This window comes from Bacillota bacterium, from assembly GCA_040755295.1.
Lineage (GTDB): Bacteria > Bacillota > Desulfotomaculia > Desulfotomaculales > Ammonificaceae > SURF-55.
On the sequence record JBFMBK010000001.1, the window covers coordinates 286,868 to 305,426 of the forward strand.

The window sequence follows — 18,559 nt, forward strand, 5'->3', positions numbered from 1 at the left end:
TCCGCTATTTAGAGCGCCGCCGCTGCGCCCGGGATCCCCTTTTTCGGCGGGCCGGGGGTCTGGCCGTTCCTTTTGCGCCTGGAGGCCTGGCCGGCGCCTTTGGTCCGGTCGGCGCCGCCGCAGGAGTCTTGGCTGCGTCGGTTTCAGCCGGCGAATCCGTTTGGGCCGGTGTTCTGGCGGGGGCTTTGGATCCGGTGGGCTTAGATTTACCGCCGAACCGTTTAAGGTCGTACCAGAGCGGGCTGGCGTTGCAGACGGAACTGTATGCGCCGCTCGTCACCCCGACAATCAGGGCGAGGGTAAAGTTCTTGATGGTGCTGCCGCCCAGGAAATATAGCGATACCAGCACGAAGAGAACCGCCAAAATGGTATTGATGGAACGGGCCATCGTCTGCCACAGGCTGACATTGATGACATCCTCGAGCGGGCCGCTGACCTTTTTCAAACGGATATTTTCTCTGATGCGGTCGAAAATGATAATGGTATCGTTAATCGAATAACCTAAGATGGTTAGAACCGCCGCCACAAAGGCGCTGTCGATCTCGATCCGGAACAGGGAAAACACCCCGAGCACCACCAGGCCGTCGTGCAGCAGCGCGGCCACCGCGGCTATGCCCTGTTTGAGTTCAAACCTGATGGTGATGTATATCAGCATCAGCAGCGAGGCTATCAGCATCGCCAGGATGGCCTTCGTGGTGAGTTCCTGGCTTATTATCGGCCCGACCGTTTCGTTACGCAGTACCGTGACCCCGCCTAGCTGTTTTCCGAGAGCATCAACCAGCCTGGCGCTTTCGTTTTCGCTGAGCGGTCTGGTGCGGATAAGAAAATCCTTTGCGCCGCTTTTCTGGATGACGCTCTTTTCCAGGTCGAAATCGGCCATCACCCGGCGCACCGCCTGGGTTTCCACGGCGCGGTTGAACCTGAGATCTAGGAGGCTGCCGTTGGTAAAGTCTATACCTTTGTTTAAACCCTGGGTGAAGAGGGATACCACACCCGGGATGATAACTAACAGCGAGAGTACGTAAAAGTATCGCCTGAGGCGGATGAAGTGGAACCGCAAAAAAACTACCTCCTTTTAGCTTTAAGCCCCGTAAAGCTTCGGGTTTCTGATGCCGGTCGCCGCCACGAGGTGAAGCAGCCACCGCGTCATGGTGATTGCCGTGAACATGCTTACCGCAATGCCGATAATCAGGGTTACCGCGAAACCCCTGATCGGTCCGGTACCGAAGTACAGAAGAACTATAGCGGCAAGCACCGTCGTGAGGTTGGCGTCAAAGATGGCCACAAAAGCGCGCTTAAAACCGTCGTCGATCCCGGTGCGGAGCGTCTTTCCGGCTCGAAGCTCTTCCTTGAGACGCTCAAATATGATGATATTTGCATCGACCGCGACCGCAAGCCCGAGTACATACCCGGCTATTCCGGGAAGGGTCATGGTCACCTTCAGGGCTGTGAAAATAAAAATTACCAGCAGGGCGTAAACCGCAAGACTGACATTGGCGACCATACCCGGAAGCCGGTAGTATAACAGCATGAAGAAAAAAATAGCCGCCAGTCCCACGAAGCCTGCCGCAATCGATTTGTTCAACGAGTCGGCGCCGAGGGTCGGTCCGACCACCCTTTTCTCCAGGACGTTGAATTTAACCGGCAGGGCGCCCGATTGCAGAAGCACCGCCACCTTGTGCGCCTCGTCGAGAGATTCGTAGGGGGAGATCCTGGCCCGTCCGTTGAGGATGGGTTCTTCCACGGTCGGGTTCTGAATTTGTTTTCCGTCCAGGATAATGGCGATCTTCCGGCCTACGTTAGCCTTGGTCGCGTCCCCGAACTTTTTAGCCCCCACCGCATTAAACGTCAGGTTTACCTCCGGCTGGTTCGAGCTTGGATCCATCGCCTCGCGCGCCTCCTTCAGGTCGCGTCCGGTGACGATGACTTCGCCGCCTTCGGTCTTAAATTCAAGGTAGGCCGGCTTAATAAGCGTTTCAACAACGTTATCGGGATTTTTCACGCCGGCGAGCTCTATTATCACCCGCTGCGTACCCTGCTGCTGTATGACCGGTTCCGTCACCCCGAACTGGTTTATGCGGTTTTCAAGGATGGCGATGGCTTCTTTTACCGCCTGGGGCGTGGCCTTTGCTTCCGGGGTATCAACCGCCTGGAGCACCACGTGGACGCCGCCTTTCAGGTCAAGACCCAGCCGCACCAGTTTGGTCACCGGAAGCCAGGATACGCCCTTAACGGGCGGTTTTACGGCAAACCATGCCGCCACTATAACGACCGCTAATATTAAGAAAACCTTCGCAATATTATCCCAGCGCACACATTTCACCTCTCCTATCTCAACAGTTCTTCTTTCGAAGGGCGCCGCGATAAGCGACACATTGCAGCGTCAGCCCGTCGGAGCCGAATCCTCACGTACCTTTATGTACGCTCCGGTTCGTCTCCAACGTTCTTCCTTGCACTGCATCACTTCTCACGGCGTTTCGGCCCGTGTTATGCTACCGCTTCTAAGCGACTAGCTTAAAGGTCCTTATTTATAAAAGCTTTGCGCCGTTAATCATCAACTCAAAGGTGGCATTTAGAAATTTGGCCGCCCGGCGGCAAAGCGTCATCCGTGAAAGGAAGATCTCAAAGTATTCCATTACGGGGCAGATTTCGATATCGATCGTTAACTCAAGCGTAATTGCCCGGCGTTCTTCGTTCACCCAGAGAAAAGAATGCTCCGCCGCGTAATTAACGCGGTCGTGAATATCAAAGGTAGAAAGGTCGGGGTTTCTAACGCGGGACCGGTGCACATCCGATTTGTCGGCCAGGATAAGAGCCGCGGCAACGTTATTCACCGGTTGACCATACTGTTCCTCGTGGTTGGCGATAGCCGAAATGACTATCGCAACCTCCTCCGGCGGCATCCCCATGATGCTCAGAATCCGGTAGGCTATGACCGCCCCGGATATACCGTGGTCGTTTCTGCTGACCACGTTGCCTATGTCGTGCATGTACCCCGCCACCGCGGCGAGTTCCACTTCACGTTCCGGGAAATTCAACCGCTCGAGGATGTTTCGGGCAATTGTAGCCACCAGGTTAACGTGACGAAAGCTGTGCTCCGTGTAACCCATTTCGCCCAGAAACTGGTTGCCCTTTCGGATAAAAGTTTCAACCGTCGGGTCCTTCTTGACCTCCTGGAGCGTAATCAATTTCCGCGTCGCCCTCTTCCCTCAGCTACTCCTGTAACTATTCAGGTATTCCGTAGGGCACGGCGATAAGCTGTGCATAGCTGCGTCAGCCGGACGGAGCCGAATCCTCACGTACCACCCAGTACGCTCCGGTTCGTCTCCACCGGTCTTCCTTGCTCTGCTTGCTTCTCACCGCGTTGCCGCTATTGTAACGCGAAAGGGTGAATAGTTACCTACTCCTTTTCTCCGCCACCGCCCCGTTTGGTAACCTGGGAGATAGCCTGTTTCATTATTTCTATACGGACATTATCCGCGATGCGTAGAACAACCGAGTCGTCCTTGATTTTCACCACGGTGCCGTAAATTCCTCCCGCGGTAATCACCTGGTCGTCGGCCTTCAGTGCGTTGAGCATTTCCGCATGCTTCTTCTGCCGGGTTTGTTGAGGCCTGATGAGCATAAAATACAGCAGGACGAAAAGCCCTACAACCCACAACATGGATATCGTTTGTTGATTCAATTTATCCCTCCTTCCAAGTTAGCTTTCTTCGCGGCTGCCGGCGCAAATCCTCTCTAAGAGGGGAAAATTTCTCTCCCTGCGCTGTTGTTAACCGCAGGGGCGGCCTGTTCTCGCTCTTTGTCAGATTATCTCTTAATAACCAAACGTTCAGTAAAAACTGCTTATCAGGAACCATGAACCGGAAGATCCGCGTCTTACCCGGTTTGGTTTGTTTCACGCCATGATTCCCGCAGCGCGGCAAATTTTCCGGCAGCGATCGCCGCGCGTATGTCGGCAGCCAGCTTGAGCGTAAAATACAGGTTATGTATGACCAGAAGGCGCACGCCGAGGATCTCACCGGCCCGTACGAGGTGGCGCACGTAAGCCCGGGTAAAGTTGCGGCACGCGTAGCAACCGCAACCTTCCAGCAGGGGACTGAAGTCGCGGGCGTATCGCGCCTGGCGGATGTTAAGCCTGCCCGTATAGGTGAGCGCTCCGGCGTGTCTGCCCAGCCGCGTCGGCAAAACGCAATCAAACATATCCACCCCGCGTGCGACAGCCTCCACGATATCCACGGGTGCGCCCACCCCCATCAGATAACGCGGCTTGTTTTCCGGTAAAAGCGGCACGGTCCAATCCAGGGCTTCCAGCATCAGTTCCTTGGGCTCGCCGACGCTCAGCCCTCCGATGGCGTATCCCGGAAAGTCAAGCGTTACGAGTTGCCGCGCGCTTTCCTCCCGCAGGTCCCGGTAAACGCCTCCCTGAACGATGCCGAAGACGGCCTGTTCCTCAATATTCCCTGCATGCCGGGAACGCCGCGCCCAGGAAGTCGTGCGCTCTACCGCTTCTCGGAGCTTTTCACGCGAACAGGGGTAGGGAGGGCATTCGTCAAGCACCATGGCAATGTCGGATCCAAGGTCTTGCTGAATTGCCGCCACCTTTTCCGGCGTGAAAAGATGTTCCGATCCGTCGATATGCGAACGGAAGACAACGCCTTCCGGAGATATGCGCCGCAAGGGGCCGAGGCTGAAGACCTGGTATCCGCCGCTATCCGTGAGTATGGGCCCGTCCCAGTGCATAAAACGGTGCAGACCTCCGGCTTCCCGGATAACGTCGCAACCGGGCCTCAGATAGAGGTGATAGGTATTCCCCAGGACCATCCCGGCGCCGAGCGCCTGAAGTTCCTCCGGAGCCATGGCCTTAACCGTTCCCTGGGTCCCGACCGGCATAAAAACCGGGGTATCAACCACCCCGTGCGCTGTTGTTAGTTTCCCAAGGCGGGCGGCGCCCTCTTTTCCGAGTACCTGAAAACTAATCCCCATCTGTTCCCCGCCGCCTAATACTGTTGTGTACCAGCTTACAATATCATTTGTTGCCAATATAAATCAACATTGTTTTATTCTCTGTCTTGTCTAAGATTACCTTTCACCCTTGGGTTTGAAGCAACGGCCCAAGGGTTTGGCGCGGGCCGTAAAAGGCCTTCCAAACATCACCGCGGGCCCGGAGGCGGGACGGCAGTGTCAGGATGTTGTAATCGGAGGGCTTCAAATCCCGGCGTTCCAGTTCCGCCCAGCCCAGGGGGGTAGAGACCGGGGCCCCGGGAAGAGGGCGCACGCTGTAAGGGAAAGCCATCGTTTTGCCGAAGCCGTTTTGCAGGAAATCGAGATACACACGGGGACCGCGTTTTCCGACCACCCGCTCCGTGGTCGACTGTGGATAGACGTCCGCCACAAATCTCGCCACCACGCCCATCGCCCGTGCCGTTTCCTGGTGCGAGTATTCGGGTTCGATGGGGATGAAGATGTGCAGTCCCTCAGCTCCGGAGGTTTTGGGATAACCCGACAGGCCGAAATGGGCCAGCGCCTCGCGCAGTAAAAACGCCGATTCCACCACCGCCTCGAAGGGCACTCCCGGCATCGGGTCAAGGTCAAGGACCGCGACATCCGGGCGGGCGATATCCCGGCGGGTGGCCAGCCAGGCGTGGACCTCGATGCACCCCTGCGAAACCAGCCAGAGAAGCGTCGACCTGTTGTCGGCGATGACATAGTTCACAACCTTTCCGGCGTCGGTGTGTTCTACGGCCGTCGTTTGAACCCATTCCGGAGCGTAATCCGGGCATTCCTTCTGATAAAAACCTTCTCCCCCGATCCCGTCAGGAAAACGGTGCATCACGAGAGGGCGGTCTTTCAGGTACGGGAGGATGAAAGCCGACACCTCTTCGTAGTACCGCAGCAGGTCCCCTTTGGTGAATCCCTCCGGCCAATACTGCTTTTCCAGGTTTTTAAGTTCAATCGTCCTTCCGTCAACCAGTACTTGCGGCATTCATATCCTCCCGGAGTTCAAGGTTCAACGTTTAAAGTGCAAGGTTTAGGGTTCAATGTTGTAAAGTATTTACATGTTTTGACAACGTATATCCGGTTTCCTGGATCAGCGTTCGTTTTACCGCTGTCTTTTACTATTATTAGATAATGCGCTGATTTCAATTGCTTTTTACTGATGATAGTATTTACACTTAAGAAAGGTTCGGTCTCCTAAACGACAATTTAATCAGGAACGGAGGAGGAAGTTGAACCAAGACGTGTCGCTTAAAAGATACACCTTGATAACGATCACGATGGCCTCTTTTTTGGCGCCGTTCATGGGAAGCGCGGTTAACCTGGCCATCCCGTCCATCGCGAAACAGTTCAACGCCAGCGGGGTGCTCGTTACCTGGGTCGTTAGCTGCTATCTCCTGTCGTCCGTGGCTTTCTTGCTGCCGTTCGGGCGGCTTGCCGATATTCTCGGCCGGAAAAAGGTGTTTATTACAGGCGTTACAATCTTTTCCCTGGCATCCCTGCTCTGCGGCAGCGCCTGGTCCATCAAGGCCTTGATCGCTTTCAGAATCCTCCAGGGCGTCAGCGGCGCTATGGTTTTCGGGACCGGAATGGCCATCCTGACATCAGTTTTCCCGCCGCAGGAGAGGGGGAAGGTGCTGGGGATAAACACCGCCACGGTTTACACCGGACTGTCACTGGGCCCCGTTTTGGGCGGCGCGATGAACCAGCATCTGGGATGGCAGTCGATTTTCTACTTTAACGTCCTGATGGCCGTCATTATAGTGCCGATTGCCCTTTTGAAGTTAAAGGGAGAATGGGCGGGCGCCAGGGGAGAGAAGTTTGACCTGTCCGGCACCGGTATGTACACCTTCGGCATCGTCGGGGTCTTATACGGGCTTTCATCCGTCGCCGCCAAATACCCGGATAGGTTTACCACGGTTTTGGGCCCCGTGGTTTTAACACCTGCTCTGCTCTCTCTCGTCCTCGGCCTGGTCCTGCTGGCTTTTTTCGCACGGCATGAGCTGAAAACCGAGTTCCCCATAATAAACCTCAGACTTTTCCGGAGAAACGTAGCCTTCCTTTTTTCCAACCTGGCGGCGCTTATAAACTATAGCGCGACTTTCGCCGTCACCTTTCTACTGTCCTTGTTCCTGCAGGTGGTGTTGGGATTCAAATCCCAGACGGCCGGGCTTATACTTCTCGCCCAGCCGGTGATTATGGCCTCGCTTTCCCCCTTCGCGGGAGTGCTTTCGGACCGGGTGGAGCCCAGGATCGTTTCTTCCTGGGGGATGGGTCTGACGACTCTTGGGCTGGCCTTGTTTACTTTTCTGCACGAGGGCACGCCCGTCTGGTTTGTGGTGCTCAACCTTGCGCTGCTGGGAACGGGCTTTGCGCTCTTCTCTTCGCCGAACAGCAACGCGGTAATGAGTTCGGTTGAGAGAAGGTTTTACGGGGTGGGTTCGTCAACCCTCGGCACCATGCGACTGACCGGTCAGGCGATAAGCATGGCCGTCGCGACCTTGATCATCGATCTTTATATCGGCAACGCCAGATTGAGCCCGGCCAATGCCGATTTACTTGTTAAGAGCGTGAATACGGCGTTCATTGTTTTTGCCGCCACCTGTTTTATCGGTATCTTCGCCTCCCTGGCCAGGGGCAACGTGATTGTAAACGCGCAGCCCGCCGGCAGGACTGCCGGGGGCCCGCCCGAAGGAATAACCACTCCGGCAGGGGAAAAATCCGGGGCAGGGAGAGGCGGCAGGTAGAAGGGCTTTGCGGAAGATCCGACGGTAAGTTACCCCGGTGGGGTTAATGGATGACGGGGGGACGGCCGGTAACGCCGAGGCATAAAAAGGTTAAGGAGTGAACACCTTAACCTTTTATTTTTGGGGGCGTGGCGCCTTGGCGAAATATCGCATCCTAACCTTCGACGGCGGCGGGGTCCGCGGGGCTTTAACCGCGGTGCTTCTGAAAAGACTGAGTGATGTGTTCCCCGGCCTGGTTGACAGCGCCGACCTTTTCGCGGGCACTTCGACCGGTTCGTTCATCGCGCTGGGCCTGGCCTATGGCCTGGAGCCCGACGATCTTATCCATCTGTATTCGGAGTCGAAATGCAGATTCGTTTTTTCGCCCAGGTATAATAACTTGAGCAGACCGCGGTACAACAATGAAAACCTCAAGGAACTGCTGCGTTCGGTCTTTTCCCGGGATCTCAAATTAAAAGACCTTAAACGTAACGTCCTTGTGCCGTCATTCAGGCTTAGCGGTCCAGACAATGAAGCCTGGGGGCCCGTATTCTTTAACAATTTCCCGGGTTCACCGACCCTGGACGAATCCGTAATCGACGTTGCGCTCTGCAGCAGCGCCGCGCCGACCTTTTTCCCGCCTTACGGCAGGTATATCGACGGCGGCGTTATCGCCAATAACCCGAGCACGGCGGCGATCGCCGCTGCGATAGACGCGAAAGCCGGTCGCCGGGATCTGAAAGACGTTTACTTATTGTCGTTCGGAACGGGGTCTAATAAATATCGAATAGACGCCGACACCAAGGATTGGGGAGTTCTCGAATGGCTGCTGTACCCCTGCCCGCCGCTGCCCATCCTAACGGTTCTGACCGACGGCGTTGTGGATGCCGACGTTATTCACGGCCGGCAGTTACTCGGTGATCGTTATTACCGCCTTAATCCCGTTTTGCCGAAGCCGGTCCCGCTCGACCGTCACCATCAGATCCCATACCTGCTGAAGTGCGCGGAAAAGTTCGACCTGGAGCCTGTTTCGGATTGGATCGCGCAAAAATGGTGCTAAGGGGGGCCGGGCTGCCAGGAGCATTCCTGCGGGAGCTTGTCCCCGCGCAGGCCCCGGAAGACCGGATGTCTTAATAAACCCTCCCGCGTGACCTCCGTGTAATCCACGGTGCAGACCAGAACGGGTTCAACCCACTCGGGAGCGCCCCGACTGCCGCGTGGAAGATCGAAAAGGGGCCGTTCGGCCGGGATACGTGCAAGAAGGTCCAGGAGGTCGCGTGCCAGGGCGGCGTCAAAGCCGGTGCCTACTCTTCCCGCAAAGACAAGCCCGCCGTCCCTGTATCCGCCGACGTAAAGCGAACCGAGGCGCCGCGGCCCGCCGCCCGGTTCCCAGGCGCAGATTACAAGGTCGGCGTTCTTCCAGGCGCGAACCTTTTTCCAGTAGGGTGACCGTCTGCCGGCCAGGTAAGGGCTGTCCCGCCTTTTGGCCATTATTCCCTCGAGGCCGTTTTCCTTGCATGCCTCAAAGAAGGCTTCGCCATCCCCGCTGACATAATCGGCAACCGTTATCTCCGGGCTGGCCCGGACGATCTCCCTTAGCCAGTCCCGCCGGCGGGTAAGCGGTTCCTCAAAAACAGGCCGGCCGCGGCGGTAAAGCAGGTCGAACGCTACGAATACCGCCGGATACGCTTTTTCGGCCGCCGCAATCCGCTTAGGGTCCGAGAGCCGCCCGCGCGCCTGGAGCGAACCGAAATCCGGCCGCCCGTCCGCCAAAACCACTATCTCTCCGTCTATGACAACCGGCAGGTCTGTAACATGTTCGTGAATGCCGGCAAGGTCGGTGAAGGCGGGCGTCAGATCCAGAAGGTTTCGTGAGCGTAGCGCCGTGTCCCGGTCGAGGTAAGCGAGGCAGCGATAACCGTCCCACTTGACCTCGAAGATGTAGTCCGCGTCGGAAAACGGGCGGGCTGCCACCGCCAGCATCGGGCGTATCAGGGGCAGCGTCACGCTCCCGTTCCCCTCCGTTTGGCGCCCCGTTCCTTCTTTGCCAGCTCGATGCTTTGTTTTAGCGCTTCCATCAGGTCAACGACCTTTTCCGCGCGCGGTTGGGGTACGGACACCTCCTCGCCCGCGATTTTTTTCTGGATCGCGGAAAGAAGCGTTTCACGATATTCGTCCCGGTACTTCCCGGGGTCGAAGGGGCCGGTGAGGTTGGCAATCAGATTTTCGGCCATCTTGAGTTCGTTTTCGTGGACCTGGATGTTCCGGTTTAATTCCGGCATGGCTTCAGCGGTCCGTATCTCGTCCGGGTAGTGGAGCGTGCTCATGATCAATGCCCGGCCGTCCGGCCAGAGCATCGCCGGTGACTGTTTGGTCCGTACCGCCACCCTGCCGACGGCCGCCTTCTGCGTTTTTTCCATCGCCTGTCGTAACAGCTCGTAAACCCGTTCCCCGCCTTCGGTTGGTGCAAGGTAGTACGCCTTTGCGTAATAGAGCGGATTGACTTCGGACCTCCCGACGAAATCAAGGAGGGTTACGTTGCGCGTCTCCCGGCCGTGAACCTGTTCGAGCTCTTCATCCGTCAGGACCACATAACGTCCCTTTTCGTATTCGTAGCCGCGCACCAGATCCTCGGATTTAACATCCGTGTCGCAGTTCGGGCAGTAGTATCTGTAACGGATCGGCGTGCGGCACACGGAATGAAGCTGATGGAATCTGACGTCTTTCTGCTCGGTTGCGGCGTAGACCTTGACCGGGATGTAAACCAGGCCGAAGGTGACGGCGCCTTTCCAGATCGGTCGCATCTATAATCACCTCTTTAAAACGTTCAACGTTCAACGTTATGAAGTTAAAAGTTATTAATTGTTTTCATGCGAATTGCATAAGATACTTCGAGTATTTACCCTTGGACACCGTAAGAAAATTTTCATAAAAGGTTCAGTCTTGATGCCTCATCACTTATTTTGTGCAATAAACGCGCAAATGCATAAAAAAATCCGGGGCATCCGGCGAAAGACCGGAGCACCCGGAAGGTGTCGGTTAAAAAGGTATTGTTCTTAAAGGTGCCGCAGCGCGTCTGCGGGGCTGAGCGACGCCGCACGGCTGGCGGGGTAAAGGCCGAAGAAGAGCCCTACCAGCGCGGCGAAGCCGAAGGCCAGGAATACCGTCCAGAAGGAGATCAGCGGCGGCCAGTGGGCGAAATAAGCCACAACCATGGCGCCGCCGGCCCCGACCACCATCCCGAGCACGCCGCCCACCAGGCACAGGGCGATCGCCTCGCCCAGGAACTGCTTCAGGATGTCCTGACGACGCGCGCCAAGCGCTTTCAACAGGCCGACCTCACGTGTCCTTTCGGTAACCGCGACCAGCATGATGTTCATCACGCCCACGCCGCCGACAAGCAGGGCGATTCCCGCCACCGCGCCGATGATAAGGGTCATGATTGAAGTGACCTTTGCCACTATCGCCAGACCTTCTTCCATGGACATGCCGGTATAGTGGATTCCGGCGCTCGGGTGTCTTTTCTTGAGAATTTTAAGGGTGTCTTGGATAGCCTGGGGGACGGCGTCTTCGCTTACGGCTACCCCGTCAAGCTCATAAATAATCCGCGAATTTAAGAGTTCGTGTGCGAAGGTAATGGGGACGTATGCGTATTTAAGGTTCATCGCTCCCATCAGCAGCGAGGATTCTTTCTTTGTCACGCCGATCACCGTTACCGGGACGTCCTGAACAAACACCTGCTTGCCGAGGGCTTCTCCTTCGGGGAAGAGGGTTTCAGCAAGAGCCCCGTCGAGGACGACCACCCGGCGGTGTCCCGTCACGTCGGTGGAGGAAAGGAAACGGCCCGATTCAAAGCTCAGGTTCATGACGGGAGGCATATCCGCGTTGGTTCCGAGGAGCTGGGCCATAACCGGTTTTTCGCGTCCGTGCGGCCGCCTGACGCTGACCATCATGCTGTAACTGACGGGGGCCAGTTTTTCGACCGCGGGCGAAAGTTCTTTAATTACCGCAACGTCCTGAAGCTTGAAGGTGTCCGCCGTGGGCGCTTCGCCGCGGGCAAAATCGACACTAACCTGAAAGCCGCGGCTGCTGCCCATCCGTTGTATTTCGCTCAACAGAACCGCCCGGCCGCCCTGGCCTATGGCCACCACGGTAATGACCGCCGCGATACCGATGGCGATGCCGAGCGTGGTAAGAACGGCCCTTAAACGGTGCGCCAGGAGATTCTCCCCCACCAGCATCAAAAGGTCTAAGAACTTCACTGTACCATCTCCTCCTTCACGATCGCCCCGTCGAGGAAATAAAGGACGCGGCCGGCGTAACGCGCCACATCAGGCTCGTGGGTGATCAGGATGATGGTCCTGCCTTCGACGTGCAGTTCCGTAAAGAGAGACAGTATTTCTCCTGTCGATCGGCTGTCGAGATTGCCGGTGGGTTCATCGGCGAGAATCACCGCCGGGTCGTTGACCAGGGCGCGGGCGATCGCCACCCGCTGCTGTTCGCCGCCGGAGAGGGCGGTCGGCTTGTGCCGCAGGCGGTGCCCGAGACCCACCCGTTTAAGCAGTACCTCGGCGCGCTCCCGGCGCTCTTTGCGCGGCACCCCGGCGTAGACCAGCGGCAGCTCTACATTGCGGCAGATATTTTGGCGCGGCAGCAGGTTGAAGGTCTGAAAAATAAAACCGATCTGTTTGTTGCGGAGGTGCGCGAGTTCATCGTCGCTCATGGAGTTGACATCCCGCCCGTCAAAAAGGTAGCGTCCGCCGGTGGGCTGCTCGAGACAGCCCAGGACGCTCAGAAAGGTGGATTTGCCCGAGCCCGACGGTCCCATCACCGATACAAACTCGCCTGTCTTAATCTCCTGGGTGACATCCTTTAAGGCCGTTACCGCCGTTTCGCCAAGCCCGTAAACCTTGCTCAAACCCTCGACCTTTATCACCGCTTGGCACCGCCGGTCACGCGCACGGGCTGGCCGTCCTTAATGTCCTTGGGGTCGATAATCACAACGGCGCCCGGCCGCAGACCCGTCTTCACCACCGTGGAGAGTTCGTTGGCTAGGCCTAACTCGACCTTCTGCTTTCGGGCGGTTCTATTCTCTACCGCGAAAACGAATTTCGTCTTTCCTTCAGTCAAAATGGATTCGTTAGGTATCATGACGGCCTTGAACGGTTTTACGCGGTAAATGAGCACATCGACAGTGGCCCCCGGGAGGAGGTCGTTTTTTGGCAATTGCATAAAAACCCGGACCGCGTTTTCCGTTTCACGGTCGGCGGTCTTCGTAACCGCGGGTGCGACCCGTGAGACCTTGCCCTTTAAAACTTTATCCGGTTGCCCGGCCCAGGTGATTTCGGCAAGCTGCCCGACGGCAACGCCGCCGATGTCCTGTTCGCTGAGGTCGGCGACCACTTCGAGCTTCTGCAAGTCACCGAAGGTCAGGATAGGGGCGCCGGGCTGAAGATAACTGCCCGCTCTGGTTGCCGTATAAAGCACCACACCGTCGGCGGAAGCGGTAAGCCGTCCCTTGGATGCCGCCCGGCGGGCGTTTTGCGCCGCGAGTCGTGCTTGCTCGACCTGCGCCTGTAAAATCTTAATCTGGTCGTCGTCCGGGTTTTTAAGCGCGGCAAGCCGCGCCGCAGCCGCGTCCGCGTCAGATTTCGCCCTTGTGTACGCGGTTTCTGCAGCTTCCAACTCCGCCTGGGAAACGGCTTCCTGCTCAAACAGCAGGCGCTGCCGCTCCAGGTCTTTGCGGGCGGCCTCGGCCTGGGCTTCGGCGGCCTCAAGGGCGGCTTCCGCCTGGGTGAGATCCTCGGTCCTGGCGGGTTTCAACGCCTGGGCCAGCTGGGCTTGGGCGACCGCAAGCGCCGCATCGGATTCCTTTGCCCGGTCTTCGGCGTCACTCGCGTCCATCTCGGCCAGCAACCCGCCCGACGCCACCCGGTCGCCTTCTTTCACCTTCAAGGTCAGAAGCTTTGCCGCAAAAGGGGCGACAACGTCCACCCGGCGGGTGGCATCCACCTTTCCCGAGACGAGAACCTTGTCTTCGAACGTCCGTTCTTCCGCGACGGCGGTTTTTACCTCAACGGACGCCTTCGAGAAGCTGCGGACGGCGCCCGCCGCCACCACGGCGACGGTTAGGACGATACCGGCGAGGATCAGCCAGAATTTTACTCCGCGCAAGGTAGAACTCCTTTCCTGGAAGGCCGCTGCAAAACTGCGCCTGGCTGTTTCAGAAATCGGATGCAGGATGTCAGAAGTCAGAGGTTCCCAAAAGTGTGAGATTCTTTGCTATACTTCCGTAATCCATTCAGACAACGACTTCTTGCCTCCGACCTCTGTGCTCGACATGCTTGTTTTTCGCAACCGCCGAGACATTTATTACGTTTAACTATTAAAAACTGCCGGGTTGGTTTTCTGACGTCTATTTGCCCTGCAGCACTCTCCTAACCGACCATTCCGGCAGGCGCCTTAATTGAAGCGAGAGCGGCCGCAGCCAGGGCATATAACAGCCACAACACGACGATATACGTAATGGCGCCGGACGGACGTGTTTTCGTTGCGGCGGCGCCGCCTATCCCGTAAAGGACAAGGCTCCACCAGGTGAACGGGCTGCACTGGCTGAGAAAAAAGTAAAGAAACCCGCTTTGGGCGGGGAGAAGGGCCGCAAGGCTCAGGCTGACGTTTTGGAAGTTCTCCACCGGCGCGGCCAGGAGCAACACAGTACCGATAAGACCGCCGATGAACTGCGGCAGGTAGCCGTAAACCGCCACGGAAAAATAGGTTTTAAAAGTAGCGTTCCCGCCGGCGAACATGGCGTAAACCTTAAAAAGGACGGCGACCATAAGCCAAACCAACCAGGGAATGACGGCGGCGAAGACAATACTTGCCGCCATTGCCGCCTTAGCGGCGATCGCTGCTTGTTCCGGCGGTATGGATGTCGGATTTTTATTAATCATCAATAAAGTGAACTCCTGGATTTTGGGGCTGACAGCAATGCCAAGAAGCAGACTTAGGCCGCAGATCACCAGGGCTGTTTTGAGAAAAGCAGGATTGGCGGCGATCTCTTCGAATGCCTTCCCGGGACTGGCCAGTACTTTGAAAATCGGCCAGCCGGCGGATTTTTCGCTGTTTTCGCTCATATATCAGACCTCCCTTGTTTCCTCCGTAAATCTTTTCGCCGGACTCTATCGTTTTTCCTTTAAATCGCGGAGAAGCTCTTGCACCGAGAAGAATTAGGCGTTCCACCTTTAAATCTATTCAGTCGGTTGATGAGCAACTCCGATGAATTATCGCCGCACGGCGGTTAAGCGCTACGAATACGCAAAGGCCGATCTAACGGAACAATTCTAAGGCCTCCTAAGCAGATCTCCGGAAGACAAGGTATGAGTGAATCACGGGAACAAGGGCCATCACCGTAATGACGGCAATAAAAACGTAAGCGCTCCAGATCGTCTGAAACGGCGCCATGGCGAGACACACCAGGCCGCCCAGCACCCATATCTTCGCGCCCAGCCGGTGGGTCAGACGCCATACCTCTTCATTTGCCAGCGTCCAGGGCGTCTTAATGCCTACGAAATAGTTATGCTGGATCTGTCCCATAACGTTCCCGATCAGGATGAAAAGAACGGCTACCCCGCCTTTGACCAGCATGCCGACGTTGACGCTGTGACCAAGCGCCGCCAGTACCGTAACCGCGTACAGGCCGGTCATAAACAGCACGATTCCCCACCGCAGCAGCCGGTAGACGGCGCCGAAACGCGCGTAGTTCTCCCGCTTCGGGTCGATAAACGGCAGAACCAGCATCATAATGTAAAGGCCGAGGGCCAGCAGCGGCATGCCGAAAGCGCCGAACGCCCGGGAGGCGTAATCGTCCACCTCGCCCTTCCAGTTCCAGTGGCTCGGCACTTGCTCCGGGAGCATCGGATACAGGATGAATCCCGCGATTATAAGCGCCGCCAGGAAGAGCCACAGAGGCCGGTCCTGCTTAAGCGTTTCCCGGTTCAGAGCGTATCCTTTATGGTTGCTTTTTTGAATCACCTTAAATCCTCCTAACTTACATCGTTGACTAAAAATTCAGCGGATTAGTTATCTGCCTTTCCCCCCATTACCGCAAGGAACCAGGCCGTCGCCTCCTGAAAAACGGTGGTGTTCAAAGAATAAAGAATGTTTTGCCCCTTGCGTATATCCTGAACCAGATTTGCCTGTTTGAGTACGCTCAGGTGGTGGGAAATCGTGGGTTTCGTCAGGTTGAACCGGTCGGCGATTTCTCCGGCGGTAAGATCGCCTTCCCGCAGGAGCCGCAGTATTTCCCGTCTCGATTCGTCCGCAAGCGCTTTAAAGACCAGTCCCAAGGGCACTACAATAACCTCTTTTCGAGCCGCTATTTAGATATTTAGAAAACCATCTAAATATTTGTCATCAGTTTACCTCAGAGGTTTATTCTTTGCAAGAGTTTTAATAATTTTTGTTTAAAACGGCGAGCAGGCTCTTAAAACAAGTTAGGGCATGATCGGTTTCTTCAAGTTGAGGTGAAGGGTTATATATCTGACTTAACGTTTCCATGGTTGCGAAGTAAAAATTTCTATGCGAACAGGGAGGAAAATAGTAAGAGAATGCAGAAGTCTGTTGGTAAGATTTTCTTGTATTGGGAGGCTTGATTATGAAACGATTTTTAGAAAATCGGCCCCGGCGCCGGTGTAAGGTATTCTGGGGAACAGCGGTTGCGGGGCTCTGTTTCCTGGTCGTTGCCGGGGTATTTTTCCGGCAGCAGTTAAGCTGGGCGGTATCGGGGTCTGAACCGCAGATACCCGGAATGCTGCCGTCAGAGACGGAAATGCTTTTCGTGTTTAAACCGGACCTGAACCAGATGTTCAACTTCAACAATATAAAACAAAAATACATGTCCATTACGCAGTTTAACAAGGCGATTAACGATTTCAAGGCCTCAATAAAAAAGGAATCCGGCATAGATTTTGATAAAGACGTTATACCCTGGCTGGGATATGAAATGGCCGTCGCCGCCTGGGATCTTGATAACCTCATGACGGAAGAGGAAGACTACGATGATTATACCGCCGTTAGTGCGGGAAGCGCTGATTCTGAACCCTCGGGAGTCTTTATTGCCACGGTAAAAAATAAAGCAAAATTAAACGCTTTCTGGGTAAAGCTCAGTCAGAAAGCAAAGAAAGAGGAAATTCCGTATGAGGTAAAAGGTTACCGTGGCGTCAGTCTTTTGGTAAACTGGGACGGCACCACGCTCACCTCATTTAACAATGTATTCGTCATCGGCACCGGGGAGCGGTGTGTCTGCCAACTGATTGACCAGGCCAAAAACAGTTCGGCCGTGTCTCTCGCCGACACCGCCTGCTACCGGAAGATTGCGGCCAAACTTCCTTCGAGCAAAGCCGGAATGTTTTATATAAGCGACGGATTGTTCAAAGAAATGAACCGGGTTGTTGGGGAAGAAGTAGGGATTTCAACCTCAACCCCGGGCATGACGGCGAGTTACGATGCTTTGAGCGGGGCCGGAGGGACCGTGGTGTTCCAACCGGAAGGCATAAGCTTCAAGGGCGTAACCGCCTACGACCTCTCACGCATGGAGGCGTCTCTGGGGGAAGGTTATGCGGATTACATAAAGGATTGGTCGGTGGAGAAGCAGACCTACGCCTTTAACGTGTTTTCCGGGATTATTCCCGCGAGCGCGATGCTTTTTTACGGCGGTTATTTAGGGGACATCGGGAAGGTTTACGAAAGCGTTTATGAAAACGCTCCGGAATTCCGGAAAGAGGCAGCGGATTTCGAAGAGAGCTCCGGTTTGAATGTCAAGGCGGACCTCCTCTCATGGATAGGAGATTCGGCAGGCGTCGCCGTCCTTCCTGACAGCACCGGTTTCTTATCGAGCTATGCTCCCGTGGGTTTTGTCCTGATGGTGGAAACCAAGGACACGCAACTTGCCCGGCAGAAGATCGATAAGATAATCAAGTCCGTTAATACGGCGGGTGAAATGAACATTCAAACCAGAAAAGACGAATTGAACGGCAACGCGATTTATTACTTTAGCGACCCCGCAACGGGAACGATGGGCGGCTATACCTTCTACAAGAACTTCCTCGTCCTGGGTTCGTCGTCTCAGGTGCTGGAAGCGGTGTTAAATGAGGATGTCGACAGCCTGTCTGAGGACGGCGCATTCAACGAAGCACTGGCAGGTCTGCCCGGTGACGAAGCCGTGAGCCAATATGTCAGTATTCAACGGATATTGCAGACGGTCAGCAGTTCTCTGGAAGGACCCGGGCGGGCGATATTTGATAATGAGGTATTGCCCTACGTGAAACCGTTCAAGGGAATCAGCGCGAGTGAAAAAATTGCGGTTGCGGGAGATGAAGCATTCGTTTTATCTACGGTGTATGTTGTGTTAAACCACGTCAAGGTTGTACTAAACGGCACACAGCTGAAATTCAGCGTTCCGCCGCTGATCAAGAACGGGCGCACCCTGGTGGCGTTCAGGCCTGTGGCGGAGGCCATGGGGGCGGATGTCGGCTGGGACGCTGAAACCCGCACGGTTACCCTCAGCAAGAACGGAAGGGTCTCAAGGATAACAATCGGGAAGAGCACGGCTTACATCGGAAACAGGGCGGTGAAGCTTGACGTTCCGGCGGAGATCATCAACGGCTCGACCATGGTGCCTTTAAGGTTTATAGCGGAGTCGCTCGGCGCGGGTGTAAGCTGGGAAGCTGAAACGAACACCGTGCGGATCAACTGAGGCAGATTTCTGTCGAATCGTTCACAGGAGAATTAACAAGGGAAGACGGCCTTCGCGGCCGTCTTCCCTTGTTACGGAGGAT

Annotated in this window: 17 protein-coding genes; 3 read left to right on the forward strand and 14 right to left on the reverse strand. The window is 55.8% G+C overall.

The features are described from left to right. Positions 1 to 4: 4 nt before the first annotated feature. From secF to ligD (AB1500_01315), 6 genes are all read right to left on the reverse strand, one after another. Positions 5 to 1,060 (reverse strand): protein translocase subunit SecF, encoded by a 1,056-nt coding sequence (gene secF / locus AB1500_01290; protein MEW6181796.1) that lies wholly within the window; start codon positions 1,058 to 1,060, stop codon positions 5 to 7. Between the two features lie 21 nt (positions 1,061 to 1,081). Further along, on the reverse strand, positions 1,082 to 2,314 hold the full coding sequence (secD, locus tag AB1500_01295; GenBank protein ID MEW6181797.1) for a protein translocase subunit SecD: 1,233 nt from the start codon (positions 2,312 to 2,314) through the stop codon (positions 1,082 to 1,084). 214 nt (positions 2,315 to 2,528) lie between these two features. Further along, positions 2,529 to 3,188 carry an HD domain-containing protein gene (locus AB1500_01300; protein MEW6181798.1) on the reverse strand — a complete coding sequence of 220 codons (660 nt, stop codon included), beginning with the start codon at positions 3,186 to 3,188 and terminating at the stop codon, positions 2,529 to 2,531. A gap of 212 nt (positions 3,189 to 3,400) precedes the next feature. Further along, positions 3,401 to 3,685, reverse strand: coding sequence for a preprotein translocase subunit YajC (gene yajC, locus AB1500_01305; GenBank protein MEW6181799.1), 285 nt, complete (start codon positions 3,683 to 3,685; stop codon positions 3,401 to 3,403). Positions 3,686 to 3,879: 194 nt separating this feature from the next. Beyond that, positions 3,880 to 4,986 carry a tRNA guanosine(34) transglycosylase Tgt gene (gene tgt / locus AB1500_01310; GenBank protein ID MEW6181800.1) on the reverse strand — a complete coding sequence of 369 codons (1,107 nt, stop codon included), beginning with the start codon at positions 4,984 to 4,986 and terminating at the stop codon, positions 3,880 to 3,882. Between the two features lie 103 nt (positions 4,987 to 5,089). Beyond that, positions 5,090 to 5,986, reverse strand: a complete 897-nt coding sequence (ligD, locus tag AB1500_01315; protein MEW6181801.1) for a non-homologous end-joining DNA ligase — start codon at positions 5,984 to 5,986, stop codon at positions 5,090 to 5,092. A gap of 244 nt (positions 5,987 to 6,230) precedes the next feature. Here ligD (AB1500_01315) and AB1500_01320 point away from each other — a divergent pair, with 244 nt between their 5' ends. After that, the gene (locus AB1500_01320) at positions 6,231 to 7,745 is read left to right on the forward strand and encodes an MFS transporter (GenBank protein MEW6181802.1); all 1,515 of its coding nucleotides are present in this window, start codon (positions 6,231 to 6,233) and stop codon (positions 7,743 to 7,745) included. A 136-nt stretch (positions 7,746 to 7,881) separates the two neighbouring features. Then, the gene (locus AB1500_01325) at positions 7,882 to 8,784 is read left to right on the forward strand and encodes a patatin-like phospholipase family protein (GenBank protein ID MEW6181803.1); all 903 of its coding nucleotides are present in this window, start codon (positions 7,882 to 7,884) and stop codon (positions 8,782 to 8,784) included. Here AB1500_01325 and ligD (AB1500_01330) read toward each other — a convergent pair. The 8 genes from ligD (AB1500_01330) to AB1500_01365 form a co-directional block, all read right to left on the reverse strand. After that, positions 8,781 to 9,731: a non-homologous end-joining DNA ligase gene (gene ligD / locus AB1500_01330; GenBank protein MEW6181804.1), complete on the reverse strand. Its 951-nt coding sequence runs from the start codon at positions 9,729 to 9,731 to the stop codon at positions 8,781 to 8,783. The two genes, AB1500_01325 and ligD (AB1500_01330), sit on opposite strands and share 4 nt — an antisense overlap. Then, the gene (locus tag AB1500_01335; GenBank protein MEW6181805.1) at positions 9,728 to 10,528 is read right to left on the reverse strand and encodes a Ku protein; all 801 of its coding nucleotides are present in this window, start codon (positions 10,526 to 10,528) and stop codon (positions 9,728 to 9,730) included. Before AB1500_01335 ends, ligD (AB1500_01330) begins: the two co-directional genes overlap by 4 nt. Before the next feature lie 252 nt (positions 10,529 to 10,780). Next, on the reverse strand, positions 10,781 to 11,986 hold the full coding sequence (locus AB1500_01340; protein MEW6181806.1) for an ABC transporter permease: 1,206 nt from the start codon (positions 11,984 to 11,986) through the stop codon (positions 10,781 to 10,783). Next, on the reverse strand, positions 11,983 to 12,660 hold the full coding sequence (locus AB1500_01345; protein ID MEW6181807.1) for an ABC transporter ATP-binding protein: 678 nt from the start codon (positions 12,658 to 12,660) through the stop codon (positions 11,983 to 11,985). Before AB1500_01345 ends, AB1500_01340 begins: the two co-directional genes overlap by 4 nt. Next, a complete protein-coding gene (locus AB1500_01350) occupies positions 12,657 to 13,898 on the reverse strand; it encodes an efflux RND transporter periplasmic adaptor subunit (protein MEW6181808.1) in 1,242 nt (413 codons plus the stop codon). Before AB1500_01350 ends, AB1500_01345 begins: the two co-directional genes overlap by 4 nt. A 263-nt stretch (positions 13,899 to 14,161) precedes the next feature. Continuing rightward, the gene (locus tag AB1500_01355; GenBank protein ID MEW6181809.1) at positions 14,162 to 14,857 is read right to left on the reverse strand and encodes a Yip1 family protein; all 696 of its coding nucleotides are present in this window, start codon (positions 14,855 to 14,857) and stop codon (positions 14,162 to 14,164) included. Positions 14,858 to 15,074: 217 nt separating this feature from the next. Then, the gene (locus tag AB1500_01360) at positions 15,075 to 15,755 is read right to left on the reverse strand and encodes an SdpI family protein (protein MEW6181810.1); all 681 of its coding nucleotides are present in this window, start codon (positions 15,753 to 15,755) and stop codon (positions 15,075 to 15,077) included. A 44-nt stretch (positions 15,756 to 15,799) separates the two neighbouring features. Then, entirely contained in the window at positions 15,800 to 16,069 is a 270-nt protein-coding gene (locus AB1500_01365) for an autorepressor SdpR family transcription factor (GenBank protein MEW6181811.1), read from the reverse strand. Between the two features lie 308 nt (positions 16,070 to 16,377). Between AB1500_01365 and AB1500_01370 the strand changes: the two genes are divergently transcribed. Next, positions 16,378 to 18,477, forward strand: coding sequence for a DUF3352 domain-containing protein (locus tag AB1500_01370; protein ID MEW6181812.1), 2,100 nt, complete (start codon positions 16,378 to 16,380; stop codon positions 18,475 to 18,477). Positions 18,478 to 18,559 lie beyond the last annotated feature (82 nt).

What these genes read in the sequence shown, in the direction of transcription:
- tgt (MEW6181800.1), bottom strand. Translation starts at nt 4,986, where the DNA reads ATGGGGATTAGTTTTCAGGTACTCGGAAAAGAGGGCGCCGCCCGCCTT.
- ligD (MEW6181801.1), bottom strand. Translation starts at nt 5,986, where the DNA reads ATGCCGCAAGTACTGGTTGACGGAAGGACGATTGAACTTAAAAACCTG.
- AB1500_01335 (MEW6181805.1), bottom strand. Translation starts at nt 10,528, where the DNA reads ATGCGACCGATCTGGAAAGGCGCCGTCACCTTCGGCCTGGTTTACATC.
- AB1500_01355 (MEW6181809.1), bottom strand. Translation starts at nt 14,857, where the DNA reads ATGAGCGAAAACAGCGAAAAATCCGCCGGCTGGCCGATTTTCAAAGTA.
- AB1500_01370 (MEW6181812.1), top strand. Translation starts at nt 16,378, where the DNA reads ATGAAACGATTTTTAGAAAATCGGCCCCGGCGCCGGTGTAAGGTATTC.